The organism is Halioxenophilus aromaticivorans (genome assembly GCF_042850945.1).
Classification (GTDB): Bacteria; Pseudomonadota; Gammaproteobacteria; order Pseudomonadales; family Cellvibrionaceae; genus Halioxenophilus; species Halioxenophilus aromaticivorans.
The window spans coordinates 2,452,013-2,465,291 of the sequence record NZ_AP031496.1; the positions used below are offsets into that span (position 1 = coordinate 2,452,013).

Annotated in this window: 11 protein-coding genes; 3 read left to right on the plus strand and 8 right to left on the minus strand. The window is 52.9% G+C overall.

Going from position 1 to position 13,279, the window contains the following annotated elements; translation table 11 throughout:
- Positions 1-83 precede the first annotated feature (83 nt).
- Both ACGHM3_RS10745 and ACGHM3_RS10750 read left to right on the plus strand, forming a co-directional pair.
- Positions 84-752, plus strand: a complete 669-nt coding sequence (locus ACGHM3_RS10745) for an ABC transporter ATP-binding protein (protein ID WP_345416650.1) — start codon at positions 84-86, stop codon at positions 750-752.
- A complete protein-coding gene (locus ACGHM3_RS10750) occupies positions 749-3,256 on the plus strand; it encodes an FtsX-like permease family protein (RefSeq protein WP_345416647.1) in 2,508 nt (835 codons plus the stop codon). The genes ACGHM3_RS10745 and ACGHM3_RS10750 overlap by 4 nt, the downstream gene beginning before the upstream one ends.
- 133 nt (positions 3,257-3,389) lie before the next feature.
- Here ACGHM3_RS10750 and ACGHM3_RS10755 read toward each other — a convergent pair whose 3' ends face one another.
- Positions 3,390-4,286 (minus strand): hypothetical protein, encoded by an 897-nt coding sequence (locus ACGHM3_RS10755; protein WP_345416644.1) that lies wholly within the window; start codon positions 4,284-4,286, stop codon positions 3,390-3,392.
- A gap of 305 nt (positions 4,287-4,591) precedes the next feature.
- Positions 4,592-5,089, minus strand: coding sequence for a hypothetical protein (locus ACGHM3_RS10760; RefSeq protein WP_345416641.1), 498 nt, complete (start codon positions 5,087-5,089; stop codon positions 4,592-4,594).
- A 179-nt stretch (positions 5,090-5,268) separates the two neighbouring features.
- Between ACGHM3_RS10760 and ACGHM3_RS10765 the strand changes: the two genes are divergently transcribed.
- On the plus strand, positions 5,269-5,547 hold the full coding sequence (locus ACGHM3_RS10765) for a hypothetical protein (protein ID WP_345416638.1): 279 nt from the start codon (positions 5,269-5,271) through the stop codon (positions 5,545-5,547).
- An 81-nt stretch (positions 5,548-5,628) separates the two neighbouring features.
- Here ACGHM3_RS10765 and ACGHM3_RS10770 read toward each other — a convergent pair whose 3' ends face one another.
- The 6 genes from ACGHM3_RS10770 to ACGHM3_RS10795 form a co-directional block, all read right to left on the minus strand.
- Positions 5,629-7,380, minus strand: coding sequence for a BatD family protein (locus ACGHM3_RS10770; protein WP_345416635.1), 1,752 nt, complete (start codon positions 7,378-7,380; stop codon positions 5,629-5,631).
- A 9-nt stretch (positions 7,381-7,389) separates the two neighbouring features.
- Positions 7,390-9,327 (minus strand): VWA domain-containing protein, encoded by a 1,938-nt coding sequence (locus ACGHM3_RS10775; protein ID WP_345416632.1) that lies wholly within the window; start codon positions 9,325-9,327, stop codon positions 7,390-7,392.
- Entirely contained in the window at positions 9,324-10,358 is a 1,035-nt protein-coding gene (locus tag ACGHM3_RS10780) for a VWA domain-containing protein (protein WP_345416629.1), read from the minus strand. The genes ACGHM3_RS10775 and ACGHM3_RS10780 overlap by 4 nt, the downstream gene beginning before the upstream one ends.
- A complete protein-coding gene (locus tag ACGHM3_RS10785) occupies positions 10,345-10,896 on the minus strand; it encodes a DUF4381 domain-containing protein (protein WP_345416626.1) in 552 nt (183 codons plus the stop codon). Before ACGHM3_RS10785 ends, ACGHM3_RS10780 begins: the two co-directional genes overlap by 14 nt.
- A gap of 17 nt (positions 10,897-10,913) precedes the next feature.
- Positions 10,914-11,903 carry a DUF58 domain-containing protein gene (locus tag ACGHM3_RS10790; RefSeq protein ID WP_345416623.1) on the minus strand — a complete coding sequence of 330 codons (990 nt, stop codon included), beginning with the start codon at positions 11,901-11,903 and terminating at the stop codon, positions 10,914-10,916.
- Between the two features lie 63 nt (positions 11,904-11,966).
- On the minus strand, positions 11,967-12,926 hold the full coding sequence (locus tag ACGHM3_RS10795; protein ID WP_345416620.1) for a MoxR family ATPase: 960 nt from the start codon (positions 12,924-12,926) through the stop codon (positions 11,967-11,969).
- Between the last annotated feature and the right edge of the window lie 353 nt (positions 12,927-13,279).

The window sequence follows — 13,279 nt, forward strand, 5'->3', positions numbered from 1 at the left end:
AAAGTTCCCGTATATCTATCCCATCGGCCAGCGACATGCTGGCGCTATAGCGCACCGCAGCAAGTATCACCAGGAGAGAAAGTTTGCCCATCATTCACGTTACCAACGTCAGTAAGACTGTGCGTCTTGCTGGCGAGGAACTCACTATCCTCAGCAATATCAACCTTGCCATTGAACCCGCCAGTACCACTGCCATAGTGGGTACCTCGGGCTCTGGTAAATCAACTCTATTGGCGTTACTGGCCGGGCTAGACGTGCCCACAGCTGGCTCTATTCAGTTGGTTGGCGAAGAGCTTACCGCCCTGGATGAGGACGGCCGTGCCAGGGTACGGGCGCAATCCGTGGGATTTGTGTTTCAGTCCTTTCAATTGTTGGCCAGCCTCACCGCCATGGAGAACGTTATGTTGCCCCTGGAGCTACAGGGAGACGCAAACGCCGCCGACAAGGCCCGGGAATACCTGACCCGGGTTGGTTTGCAGCAGCGCTTGGCGCACTATCCTAAACAGTTATCGGGCGGCGAGCAGCAGCGTGTGGCCATCGCCCGAGCGTTTGCCAGTGAACCTAAAATTCTGTTTGCCGACGAACCCACCGGCAACTTAGACAGCGCCACCGGCGCTAAAATCATCGATTTGTTGTTTGGCCTGAATCAGGAATTGGATACTACGCTTGTGATGGTTACCCACGAGCAGCGGCTGGCCGATCGGTGCCAGCAGCAAATTCGGTTGGAAGCCGGGCAGGTGGTTGCTCCATGATCGCGGCTCACAAATCGGCTTGGCTGGCGCTCAAACTGCTGTGGCGGCATTGGCGCAGCGGCGAGCTAAGAATTCTATCTACGGCGGTGATTCTGGCGGTCACCGTGGTTACTGCCATCGCGGTATTTGCCGATCGCATGGATCGCTCCATCAGCCGGCAGAGCAATGGCTATTTGGCGGCAGACCGGCAGGTGGTGAGCCGTTTTGCCATACCCGAACAATGGCGCGAGCAAGCCCAACAGTTCGACGTGCAGCAAAGTGGCATTATCGAATTTGCCTCTATGGCGTTCGCCGAAGATGAGATGACGCTGGCCTCAGTAAAGGCGGTGGAGGCGGGATACCCGCTGCGCGGCGATTTGGAAATCAGTGAGCAAGCCTTCCCCCCGGCCAGTGAAGTGGCCATCACTCTAGAGCAGCCAGCCGCCGGTACCGTGTGGGTTGATTCCACACTGTTACCCATGCTGGGCATAGAGCTGGGCGGGCAGGTTGCCATTGGCAATGGCGAATTCACCGTGAGTAAAGTGGTGGTGCACGAGCCCGATGGCAGCCAAGGCTTTAGCATGACGGGCCCGCGCATCCTAATGAACGCAGCGGATGTGGCCGCCACCGAGGTGATTCAGCCAGGCAGTAGAATAACCTATAAGTGGTTAATTGCCGGCGAAGAAGGCCCCCTGGAGGCGTTTGAAAGCTGGATAAAACCACAACTGGGAGACCACTACGAGTGGGTAACCCTGCAGGAATCCCAGCGTAACGTTAGCCAAGCCTTGGTGCGTGGTAAAAGCTTTTTAATGTTGGCCGGCATGGTGGGTGTGCTCCTGGCGGGGGTTGCGGTGGCCATAGCGGCCCAGCAATTCGCCCGGGTGCAGCAAGACAGCGTAGCGTTATTAAAAAGTCTTGGCTGCTCGGCGCGGTTAGTGCGCACTTTGTATTTTGGTCAAATCGTGGTGCTGGGCTTGTTGGCTACCGCCGTAGGCCTAGTGTTGGGCGACCTATTGCATCGTATTATTGCCGCCAGTGTGGCGGGGCTGTTTAACGTCGAGTTTGTTAGCAGTGGCGTGCAGCCCTACATCATAGGTGTTGCTACCGGCATTCTTACCTTGGTGTGCTTTGCCTTGCCACCGCTCTGGCCATTGCCTGCGCTGTCGCCGGTGCGGATTTTTCGCAGTAGTGTAGAGATGGCGCATATTGGCCTGCTTTCCCAGGCGAGTTTTGGTTTGGCGGCGATTATTGTCATCATTGGTTTATACAGCGGCGATGTAAAACTCACGCTAACCGTTGTGGTGGGCATTATTGTTATTGCTTTGCTGGCCATGTTAGCGGGGCTGGTGCTTTTGCGCGGCACACAAAGAATTGGTGCCAGGGCCGGCAGTATTTTTCGACTAGCGGTGGCCAATTTAATGCGCAACGGTAAACACAGCATCACGCAGTTGGTGGTGTTCTCCACCGCATTTATGTTGCTGTTGGTCATGTTTTTAGTGCGCACGAGCTTAATCGATGAATGGCGCATGCAACTACCAGAGGATGCGCCCAACCATTTCTTGGTTAATATCGCCCAGTCCGAGGCTGGGCCAGTGCGCGAGCTGTTCGCCGCCAGTGACTACCGTTTAAGCCCACTGTACCCGATTATTTTGGCAAGGCTGGTGGCGCGTAATGACTATATGTACCAAGAGCAGGATCGGCCAAAATCCAACACTCTGCGGCGCGAGCTTAACCTAAGTTGGGCGGAGGAATTGCCGGCGGACAACAAAATTTTGGATGGCCAATGGTGGGACCATTGGCAAGGCGAGGGCTACGGGGTTTCGGTAGAGGAAGATACTGCCAAGGAATTGGAGCTTAGCGTGGGCGATCGGTTGCGCTACAGCATCGGTGGCTTGGAACTTACCGCAACCGTTGCCAGCATTCGCAGCGTTGATTGGAACGCGCTTACCCCCAACTTTTATTTTTTATTTTCTCCTGGTGCATTAACGGATTATTCCCCCAGTTACCTAGCCAGCGCCTATGTGGATAAACGAGACAGTGAATTTATTCCTAATTTAATTCGCACCTACCCAACCATTTCTGTGATTGAAGTCGATAGAATTATCGACCGCATAAAAACCATTATAGACCAGGTGGGGCAGGGTATTGAGCTGGTGTTGTGGGTGGTTATTTTAGGCGGCGTGTTGGTTTTGGTGGCCACAGTAAATGCCAGTATGACTAATCGCTTGCACGAAACCAGCCTAATACGCGCGTTGGGCAGCAGTAAGAGAGTCATTGTGGGCAGCTTGTGGTTGGAGTTCTCGCTGCTGGGTCTGTGCGCTGGAATTATGGCGGTGATAAGCTGCGAGGTACTGATGGTAGCCCTACGCGTGCTGGTGTTTGAACAACAAGTGGTTTTACACCCCTGGGTGTGGCTGGTAGGGCCACTCTTGGCCAGCGCCAGTGTTGGCGCCCTAGGTGCGCTGGCCTGCCGTAAAGTGGTTACCGTACCGCCGGGTTTGGTACTGCGCGAAATTCACAGCTAGCGCTGGTCATTTAATGGCGTGGGTTGCTGGGTGTAGTGGAGATTGAAGTTGCGATTGTAAAGGCGTTTGTATAGGCGCGTGGCCTGGCCGAGTTGCTGCCGAGCTGTAGGCTTGCACCGAAGCCCGGCGCCGGTTATCGCAGTTGTTTTAGCAGCTGTACGATATCTGGCAGCATTTGCATGTACGTGGCAATTTGCCCAGCGGAGCTGCCTATATCAAATTTGGCATGGCGTACTTGGGTTTCGGTTTCATCAACAATGTTACGCAAAATCTTTTTCGCTCGTAGCCGATTAATACCAGTTTCGGTTAGTGGAGAGATAACCGGTGTGGCCAATATGACCAGGCCAATACCGCCTACGGCACCGGCGGTGGCCACCCAGCTAGGTGCGCCAAACCAGCCGGCCCAAAGCGCACCAAGGAAGGATTTTTGGCTGAGGTAAGCGCTGGTAGCCAAGCTAGAACCCACCGCGGCGGCCCCGCCAAAGGCGACCTTATCCGCTAAACTTCGGCTCAGTAACCCCAGCGATACAAACAAAAATAAATCCCGGGTGCCTTCGTGGCTCAAGCGCAATCGTTCTACCGCAATTTGCAGTTTTTCGTGGGCTTCTTCTGGGCTTAGGTTTTTCAGTAGGGCTTCCAGCTCTTGCAGTGCCTCGCCTTGGTAGTTGGGGTGGCTCTTCAGTTGTTGATGAAACTTAGCTTGCAGCTCTGGCATGGCCAACAAATCGGTGTTGATGACCTCAATCAAAGCCATTTCTTTGCCGGTGGGCGCCGGTTGAGACTGCGGCTGGTTTTTGCGTATAGGAGCACTGACCAAGCGCCACAGAGCCCGGGGTAGGTTGAGTAAATCCTTGGGAACGTCGCCACGATGGCGCCAGTGCCGATGATAGACTGCTTTAAGCGAGGCAAAATGCTCGGCGTACACGCGGTCTACGCGCAGGCGTGCGTCGGTGAAATGCTGTACAACATCAGCCTGCCATTGTTGTTGCCAGTGAATAAGCTCACTGCTGGTGGGGGTTGCTTGGCTCATACTGCTGGCTACCAGGTTATCTATAGCGCTCATCCAGTTGGTGACAGGGTGAGCACAACCAAGGGCCTTTGCTGCGGCCCGAGGCCACAATTGTATGCCGAGCAGCAACAAAAAGGGAGGCGTTTGCCTCCCGGAGTTTTTTGTTATTGGCTGTTGTAGTGTTAGTGCTTGTAGACTCTTAACGGGCTTCCTTGAATATCTTATTCGATCCTACGCATCGGCAACTACCTGCGAAATGTCTGCTAGAGCCAACCGCTGGCGTAAACTAAGCCTTAGGTGGGTGCCTTAGCAGAGCAAGTTGGCACTTAACTCAGTGGCTTAGACAGATCTGTTAAGGTTTTTCTACACCAATCGAAATATGAGGTTTGCATTTTGCCTAGGGTAGAGGCTTGTTCTCGCATGCAGGTGGAGAACTTGTCGTAATTATCCAAGGATTGGTTAATAACCCTGGCCATCACCGCTTGCGGCTTGGTGATGTCATTTTTGCCTTCCAATAAAGCGCGGCCGCTTTCGGTGGTGTCGTGTATTAAGCTTTCTTGCTGTTTTACCAAGCTTTCAATGGTCGATTTTTGCAACTCGATCAGTTCTTCCAATTGGCTTTGGTAAAGGCTGGGGTTGAATAGGTTGGCATTGACGCGCATCCAATTTACGTCTTTGTATAAACCGGCCATCTCTGAACCCATGTGTTGGATTTCTTTGATGGACTCGGCTGGATTAGAGGATGTTTCAATTATCTTATTAACGGTGTCTTTTGCTCTGTCTAGAGCGTCTTGCAATTCCGGTTCAACCATTAGTTCTGTCATGTCGTGTCTCCAGGGATTGGATAGGGCGAATTTAATCGTCTTTTTCATCGGTGTAACTGGGCTTGATTACTTTGGCGCAATCTTCTCGCCATTGTTTGATCTAGCTTAAATAAATTTACTTCTGCTTAAAGATTCTGGCGGCCAGCATCCGCTGCTGACGCGAAAGACAATTTCAACAAATGATGAGTGAAAGTGCCGAGGCCATGGCACTCAACCCGTTGGTTGCTAGGTTAATTAACTTCGAGCAAGACAAAATACTAGGCTCGGTAACTGTTGTTATCGTGCGCGCCTGGGCTTACTTTTGTCAAATGAATGGCGCGCCAAAAATAAATTTCTTATTTAAACGCGTGTTCTTCGTGAAGGAATCCGATGCAACTGGTTTTTATCGGGTAGAAGTTGCGGAAGGTGACTGCAGGAGGTGCAATAAAAATGTCGCGTTAGAATGCTTAGCCTCGTAAATACGAGGCAACAATCAAAATTACAAATAGCATCGATAAAACACTAACGGCAAAACAGAACAGCCCAAGTGGCTTGGCCGGTTACGGATTAAGCGGTGCCAGTGCGGTTGGGGTTTGTTGGTTGGCAGACAGGGCTAAATCTTCGGCACCTTGGGCGATGGCATCAAAATCTATAGTGGATTCGTGGGCATCGTTGTAGAGGCTGCGATCAACCGCTTTCACCGCAGCGATAAACGCGCTGTTGTTTGAGTATTTTTCTAAAATAGCGAGGCTGCTTTTGCCGTCATCGGAAAAACACTGGCTGATCGCCAACAGGGTTGCGTGTACGCGTTTGGTATCTTGCGCCTGGCAGTGTTGCTGCAGGTTTTTTACTAGAGCGCCAAGTACTTTGGTGGGGTTTTTCCCGCCAGGTAACAACCCAGGGCTGTTTTCCGTAAGCGGGCCGCGCGCCAGAAGAATCCGACTGCGCAACAAAAACCACAAGAAACCGGCAACAACAATGGCTGTAAAAAGGTTACTGGCGATCAACCATGCCCAAGATAAACCACCGCTATTGCTGGCTTGCGGTGCAGAGAAAGCCAGCTCTTCGTCATCGGTGGCTGGGCTCTCGGTGTTAATCACCGGAGGTGGCGGCGCCAACGCTGTTGAGCCGGTTACGGTGATCTTACGCTCCGGCAGGGTTATGGTTTCTTCTTTATCTTTTTGTGTGTTCCACCAAGTGAGTTTTATCTCCGGTAGTGTGTAATCGCCGGGCTTGGTTACTAATAAAGCCTGGGTCTGTACGGCGTTAGTCAGTATACCTTTATCGCTTTTTTGCTCATCGACCTTGGGCGACTCTGGGTATTGGTTTATGCCCTGGGGGTAGCGTATGTCTAAGCTGGGGAGCTGGGAGGCGGTTAGGCCATCGGCCATCACCGTTATATTGCGTGTAATCGGTTCACCTTGCACAAAGTTGGGAAAGCCATCGCTCCAGCTTTCAGAAATCACCAGTTGCTTGGCTGGCAGCCAATCCACTCCTGTGTAGCTGGCCGGTTTGGGCTTCACGGTGATGGTCTGAGCTTCCGAGCGCAACCGGCGCAGTGAATTTTGACGAGAATAGAGATCGAATAACGAACTGGAGCGATTGCCGATGTTGGCTTCCCAGGTCATTACCGGGATTTCTAAATCTCCGGATTCCTGCGGGTAGATCGCAAACACCAGCTCTAATACAGCGTAGTCTCGGCCGTCGATGGTGCGGTTATAGCGCTGTTCGGATATTTCCTCTACTTTGGCATCGGGCAGTTCTAGGGTTTCTCGCTGGTTGATGCTGGCAACGGGCAACGCCGTATTTAACCGTAGCGTAAGTAACACTTGTTGCTGCACATAAACGTCGGTCTGATCAAGCTCTGTTTCTAGGAAGATCTCTTTAATTTCGCCATCGGTTAAATTGAGTGGCTTGGCTTCGTTAACGTTGATTTCTATAGCATCGGTGAAGTCGCCGTCAATTTTAAACGAGGGGATAAGCAATGTGCCCTGGCGTTTGGGCGCAATAACCAACGACCACTCCACCCAGGATTCCACTTGGCCATTAAAACTGCGGAACTGGTTACTGCGGCTTTGCGATAAAACATCGAAGTTTTTTTCCAAATCGCCCAAGCTTGGCATATTCGATTGTTGCTTGCCTTGGTAGCGGATTTTTAGGTTCAGGGTTTCTTCTATGGTGATATCGTGCCGGTCTACGGTGGCGGTAACTTCCGCCGCTTTTGCTAGGCTGCTAGCGCAAAACAACAAGCACAGAGCAGCCGAGGTTAAGAATTTAAAAGTATCGATATTAATATTCATTAATTGCTTCATGTCACTACTCTACAAGCGGGAGGCGGCGTTGTTGCTCGGCAGTTCCCACTGGCCGGTGCGGTATTCTTGTCGTCGTTGGCGATACTGGTGCTGAAATTTTCGGCGCAGTAGGCCAGACGGGTCATCGGGTATTTGTTTTAGCCATTGCTCTAATGCCTGTTGTTGCTCTTCGCTGAGCTCACCCTCGGCGGCCATGGCCTGTTGGCTATTGTCATCGGCAGGTTGATCGCTGGGTTCGCCGGGCTCCAGGTTTTCGTAGGGGTTTGACCCTTCTTGCTGGTCGCCTTGTCCATTATTAGCTTGTTGCTGGGATGACTCTGGTTCTTCCTGGCCGTCGGCCTCATTCTGATTTTGTTCGCCGTCACTGGGCTCGTTGTTGGCTTGCTGTTCCGACTGGCCATCTTGTTCGCCGTCGTTTTGGGCGTTTTGTTGTTGCTCAGAGCCTTCTTGTTCGGAGCCGTCCGCCTGGCTATTTTCTTGCTCGCCGGAGTCGTTGGATTGTTGTTGGTCGGCTTGGTCTTTGGGCTGTTGTTGGTCGTCTCCGCCCTGTTGATTTTGATCTTGTTGCTGCTGATCTTTTAGTTGCTCAACCACTTTTTTGTTGTGCAGCGCGTCTTCAAAATCGGGCTGCTGTGCCAGTGCTTGGTCGTAAGCTTTTAGGGCTTCGTCAAGCTTGCCCGCTTGGGCTAAGGCGTTGCCTTTGTTGTAGAGTTCGATAGGGGAGTTGCCAGCAAACGCTTTGGCCGCGTCTTCGTATTGGCTGTTTTTATACTGTGCGCTAGCACTCCAACGTTGGTCTTGGAACCGTTTGGCTGCTGTTTCGGCATCGCCTTGTTGCAGCAAATCGTAGGCTTGTTCATCTTTGGTTTGCCACAAATCTTGCCACTCCAGTGCCTGGGCCGGGGGCGGGAAGCTGGCGCCAGCAAGGGCAATAAATAAGCAGGGCAAAAGCCAGCCACGGCGAAATGCCAAGGCCACAAATGGCAACAGAATTAGCGCAATCAGCGGACCTCGCTCTAACCACTGGTCAAAGTTTTGTTGGTTCTGTTCTTCACTGGTAAAGGTGGCGGGGTCGCTAACACCCAGGCCACTTTGTAATAGGTATTGCACGTCGAGGTTATCCGAGCGCAAAACAGAAAAACGGCCCCGATTTGCTTCTGCTAGCTGCTGCAATGGCTCGGTTGCGACCTTGTCGATGATCACCGTGCCGTCGTCGGTTTTGGCAAAACCGTCGCCAAAGGGAATGGGGGCTCCAGCAGGTGTGCCCACCGCCATAACCGACAACCGATGTTGGCTATTAGCGAGAAGTTTTTCGATGGTGGATGCCGCCGCTGGCACAACACCATCGGTGATTAGCAAAATATCGCCAGCGTAGACGCCGGAGTCGCGCAGCAATTGCAGGGCGGTCTCTACCGCCATTTCGGTGTTGCTGCCACTGACCGGCATTAGGCTGGGCTCTAGGGCCGGTAATTGATTGATGATGGTTTGCATGTCATCGGTGAGTGGTGTTACGACATAGGCCTCGCCGCCATAGACAACCAATGCTGCTTCACCTTCACGCTTGGCTTTTAATAAATCGATGAGTTTATAGCGTGCGCGCACCAATCGGCTGGGTTTAAGATCACGGGCTTGCATGGAGGGTGACATATCCCATAGCACCACCAGTGACTGTTCCTTTTGCATAACCGGCTGGGGCAGTTTTTCCCAGGTGGGGCCGGCCACCGCCAGGGTGGCACATAGCCAGATCAAGGCCAGACCTAAGAGTGGCCAACGGCTGGCTTTGGTTTGTTCGCTGTCTAACAAATGTGACAATAACGAGCTGTCAATCCAGCGCTGCCATTGGCTGTCGTTTTTTTGGTTGTACCACAGGCCTATCAGCAACGTCATCAATGGCAGCAATGCCAGTAGCCATACTGGCCGAATAAAGTGGAAGTCGGTCCAATTCACTGTGCGTTCACCCCTCTTGTTGTAGCAAAAGGCTGCGGCAGAAAAGCGCTAAGCAATCGAATGCCCGCCCAGAGCGCGCTCAATAACAGAGCAATACCCATTGGCCAATAAAACAGGGCTTTTACCGGTCTAAAGGTTTGTGCGTCTTGTTCGGTGGGTTCGAGTTTGTCGAGTTCGGCATAAATCTCAACCAGTTCCTGAGGGTTGCGGGCGCGGAAATAACTGCCCCCGGTTAGGTCGGCAATTTTTTGCAGGGTTTCTTCGTCCAGGTCTCGTGATGGGTTTAGCGTTCTGCCGCGGGGGTCAAATAAGCTGCGCATGGTGATTTCGTCAGCACCGACACCAATGGTGTAAATTTTAACGCCGGCTAACTTGGCCAATTCTGCCGCCTGCAGTGGTGCCACGGTGCCCGCCGTGTTGGCGCCGTCCGTTAATAGAATAACGACCCTGGAGGATTCTGGCCGATCTTGTAAGCGTTTAATGGCCAAACCTATGGCCTCACCGATGGCGGTTTTTTCGCCGGCAAATCCCAATTGAGCTTCTTGCAGTAACGTGTTGACGGTTTCACGGTCGAAGGTAAGCGGTGCTTGTAAATAGGCATTGGTGCCGAACAGTATAAGGCCCAGCCGATCCTGATGGCGCCGTTTGACGAACTCGCCCACAACGTATTTGACCACGGTTAACCGGTCTAGGTTATCACCGCCAACGATCATGTCGCGGGTATCCATACTGCCGGAGATGTCCACTGCCATTAAAAGATCTCTGCCCGAGGTGGGGAGGTCGATAGGTTCACCCAGCCACTGTGGCCGAGCGGCGGCAACCACCAGTGCTATCCAGATAATTAATAGCAGCACTAGGTTAATTAATTTCCCGGCCAAGCTGTCTTGGCCTCGCTCACTGATGGGTTGCAAGCCTTGGTAAAACGGCACCATCAAAGCGCTGGGGCTTTGTTCCGCCCGTGGGCAAAACCGCCATACCAACAACGGCAGCGGTAACAACACGAACACCCAAGGCCAATCAAACTGTAGCATGGGTTACCTCATACGGACGCCCAGCCCGGTGCTCCTGCACCCAGCGCTGGCACTGTTGCGCCAATTGTTGGCAGTTTGTTTCGGTGCGAATGCTGGCTTGATACTCACCTTCGCTGAGCAGGGTTAGGTTGTCATCGCTGATGGCACCAGGCGCTTTTGCTCGTAAAAATTCGGCCCAATGACTGCCGTATAGGCGGGCGATTTCGGCGCGCTCGCCGCTGTGCAGCGCCACTCGTTTTAACAGTGCAGACAACTCTGCCAGCTGGCTGGCTGTCACGCTCGCGTTGGGGTTTTGATGCTTTAACCAATCCTCAATTAAGGCGACGGCTTGGCGTCGATATTGGTTGAGTTTGTTGCGCCGGTACCAAAGCAATGCTGCACCGGCGGCCGCCAGCAACACCACGGCGATGATTATGATCCAGCCCGGTGCCAACCAGTAGCTGTGTAAGGTCTCTGGCAATATGATGTCGCGCAATTCGGCAATGGGCGGTGCCGGGGTTGCGTCCTGAGCTGGGGCTGGGGTGTTTTGTGCTGCCATGTGTCTACCGCCCCCCCCTAAAGCCGACTGGCCTTTGACCGGTCTTTGGTTTTGCCGAATAAGCTGGTCAGAAGCCGGTCTGGATCATGTTGCACGCAGGCGTCGATCAAGCTAATGGCGAGCCGATTGGCGCAATTTTGCAGCGCGGTGCGGCGTTGTTGAAATTGCTGCTCGTAGCGTTTGTGAAAGTCTTTGGCTTTGCCATCGACCCGCATTTGTTCTTTGCCGTTACTGACGTATAGCTGAGAGGCCTGCGGCCAAGAGCGCTCCAGTTGGTCGTAGATCTGAAAAAGCGCTACGTCGTTGTGCCGGGCCAATAGGTGTAGGGATTTTTCACAGTCTTCACTGAAATCGTGAAAATCAGACAATATAAATACCTTGGTACCGGGTTTGGCCACGCGCAGGGCATCGGTGAGTAATTCTTGCAGGCTCTGCGCTTGCTGCTGGGCCACCGGTGAGGTGAGCGCGTGGTTAAAGGCAATAATTTCGTGTATCAAATTCAGTTGCGCGTGTTTACTGCGACGCGGGCGCAGGTCTTTTTGTTCATTGTCGCCGAAGATTAAAGCACCGATGCGATCATTTTGATGCAGGGCCGCCCAGCCGAGGGTTGTGGCAAGGTGCGCTGCGTATACCGATTTAAAGCATTGCTGGCTGCCGAAAAACATGGTGGAACGTTGGTCTACCACCAACAGAACCGGTTTTTCGCGCTCTTCTTGAAACAGTTTGGTGTGGGTTACCTGGGTGCGGGCGGTGACCCGCCAGTCTATGGTGCGGATATCGTCGCCGGGTTGGTATACCCGCACTTCCTCAAACTCCATACCCCGGCCCTTGAACCGAGTTCTGATGGGGCCACTCAGCAAGGCTTTGCTGGGGCGGGGAAATTTTAGGTTGAGTTTGCTGGCGGTAAAGCGCGTGCGCAGCAGATTGTCCAGGTTGGCGTAGACTCCCTGGGGCAGGTGCTGGTTGCTGTTGTGCGCGCTGGGCGATAACGCAGTTAACGATGCCATGGTGTTATCCCGTTCACTGGCGCTACTGTGTGGCGATGGATCATCGAAGGCACTGTCTGCCGATTAGGCAACGGCTACTAGGCTCAGTAAGCGGTCGATGACGGCATTGGTGTCAACGCCGTTGGCCTCGGCCTCGTAACTGAGAATCAAGCGATGACGAAACACATCGTGGATGACGGCTTGAACATCCTCTGGGCTAACGTAGTCTCGCTGTGCCAGCCAAGCGTGGGCGCGGGCACAGCGCTCTAAAGCGATAGTGGCTCGTGGGCTGACGCCAAATTCAATCCATTGCGCTAATTCTGGATCCAGTTCTTGTGTTTGGCGGGTGGCACAGGTCAGTGCCACGATGTAGTTTTCCACCGCTTCAGCGAGGTGTAGTTTAACGATATCTTGCCTTACCGACAGTAAGCTTTCCTGGCTGATTGGGGCTGGCGGTTGGTTGGTTTCGGCTTGCGCTTCTTTGCGTGCCAAGCGCAGGATTTCTAGCTCTGCGGCTGCGCTGGGGTAGTCCACCTCTACGTGCATCAGGAAGCGGTCTAATTGGGCTTCAGGAAGGGGGTAGGTACCTTCTTGTTCGACGGGGTTCTGTGTCGCCATCACCAAAAACACATCGGGTAGGGGATAGGTGGTTCTACCCACGCTCACTTGTCTTTCTGCCATGGCCTCCAGTAAAGACGACTGCACTTTGGCAGGCGCCCGGTTGATTTCATCGGCCAGGACCAAGTTGTGAAAGATCGGCCCCGATTGGAATTCAAAGGCGCCGGTTTCCGGGCGGTATATGTCAGTGCCGGTGACGTCGGAGGGGAGTAAGTCCGGTGTGAACTGGATTCTGTGGAAGCTGGCATCAAGGCCATCTGATAACGTTTTGATGGCTTTGGTTTTGGCCAAGCCTGGTGCGCCTTCCACTAATAAGTGGCCATCGGCGAGCAGGGCAATAAGTAACCGATCGATCAGGTGCGGTTGGCCGACAATGGTTTTGTTGAGCCAATCTTTAAGTGCGAGAAGTGAATCGTGTTCCGTCATAAGTTTGATCAATGGCCTAGAGTAGTTCGTTGTACCGGTGATGGATTGGTCTTACATAGGGGCAAATTGTGCAATTTCAAGACTTTACCCACACCAACACATAAGGCTGGCGCGCGTATTGGCAGACTAATGCACGCCATTAAAGTTCCAATTAGCTCCCCCTGCGGTTTTGTCGATAAGCGTTCAAAACCACCCCATTATTCGCCCGCCGCAGGCCGTCTGCATTCCCTATTGCTATAAAAAGTACCGAATTTAGCACTAATCGTAATCTTGTCATTCTAAGCTTTGCTAATACAGCCGGACTTGCGGTCGAAATAAGGCGGTATAACGCGGCTAATTCGTTACTTTAGGCA

What these genes read in the sequence shown, in the direction of transcription:
- ACGHM3_RS10770 (WP_345416635.1), bottom strand. Translation starts at nt 7,380, where the DNA reads ATGAAGCAATTAATGAATATTAATATCGATACTTTTAAATTCTTAACC.
- ACGHM3_RS10785 (WP_345416626.1), bottom strand. Translation starts at nt 10,896, where the DNA reads ATGGCAGCACAAAACACCCCAGCCCCAGCTCAGGACGCAACCCCGGCA.
- ACGHM3_RS10760 (WP_345416641.1), bottom strand. Translation starts at nt 5,089, where the DNA reads ATGACAGAACTAATGGTTGAACCGGAATTGCAAGACGCTCTAGACAGA.
- ACGHM3_RS10755 (WP_345416644.1), bottom strand. Translation starts at nt 4,286, where the DNA reads ATGAGCCAAGCAACCCCCACCAGCAGTGAGCTTATTCACTGGCAACAA.
- ACGHM3_RS10780 (WP_345416629.1), bottom strand. Translation starts at nt 10,358, where the DNA reads ATGCTACAGTTTGATTGGCCTTGGGTGTTCGTGTTGTTACCGCTGCCG.
- ACGHM3_RS10790 (WP_345416623.1), bottom strand. Translation starts at nt 11,903, where the DNA reads ATGGCATCGTTAACTGCGTTATCGCCCAGCGCGCACAACAGCAACCAG.
- ACGHM3_RS10795 (WP_345416620.1), bottom strand. Translation starts at nt 12,926, where the DNA reads ATGACGGAACACGATTCACTTCTCGCACTTAAAGATTGGCTCAACAAA.
- ACGHM3_RS10765 (WP_345416638.1), top strand. Translation starts at nt 5,269, where the DNA reads ATGATGAGTGAAAGTGCCGAGGCCATGGCACTCAACCCGTTGGTTGCT.
- ACGHM3_RS10750 (WP_345416647.1), top strand. Translation starts at nt 749, where the DNA reads ATGATCGCGGCTCACAAATCGGCTTGGCTGGCGCTCAAACTGCTGTGG.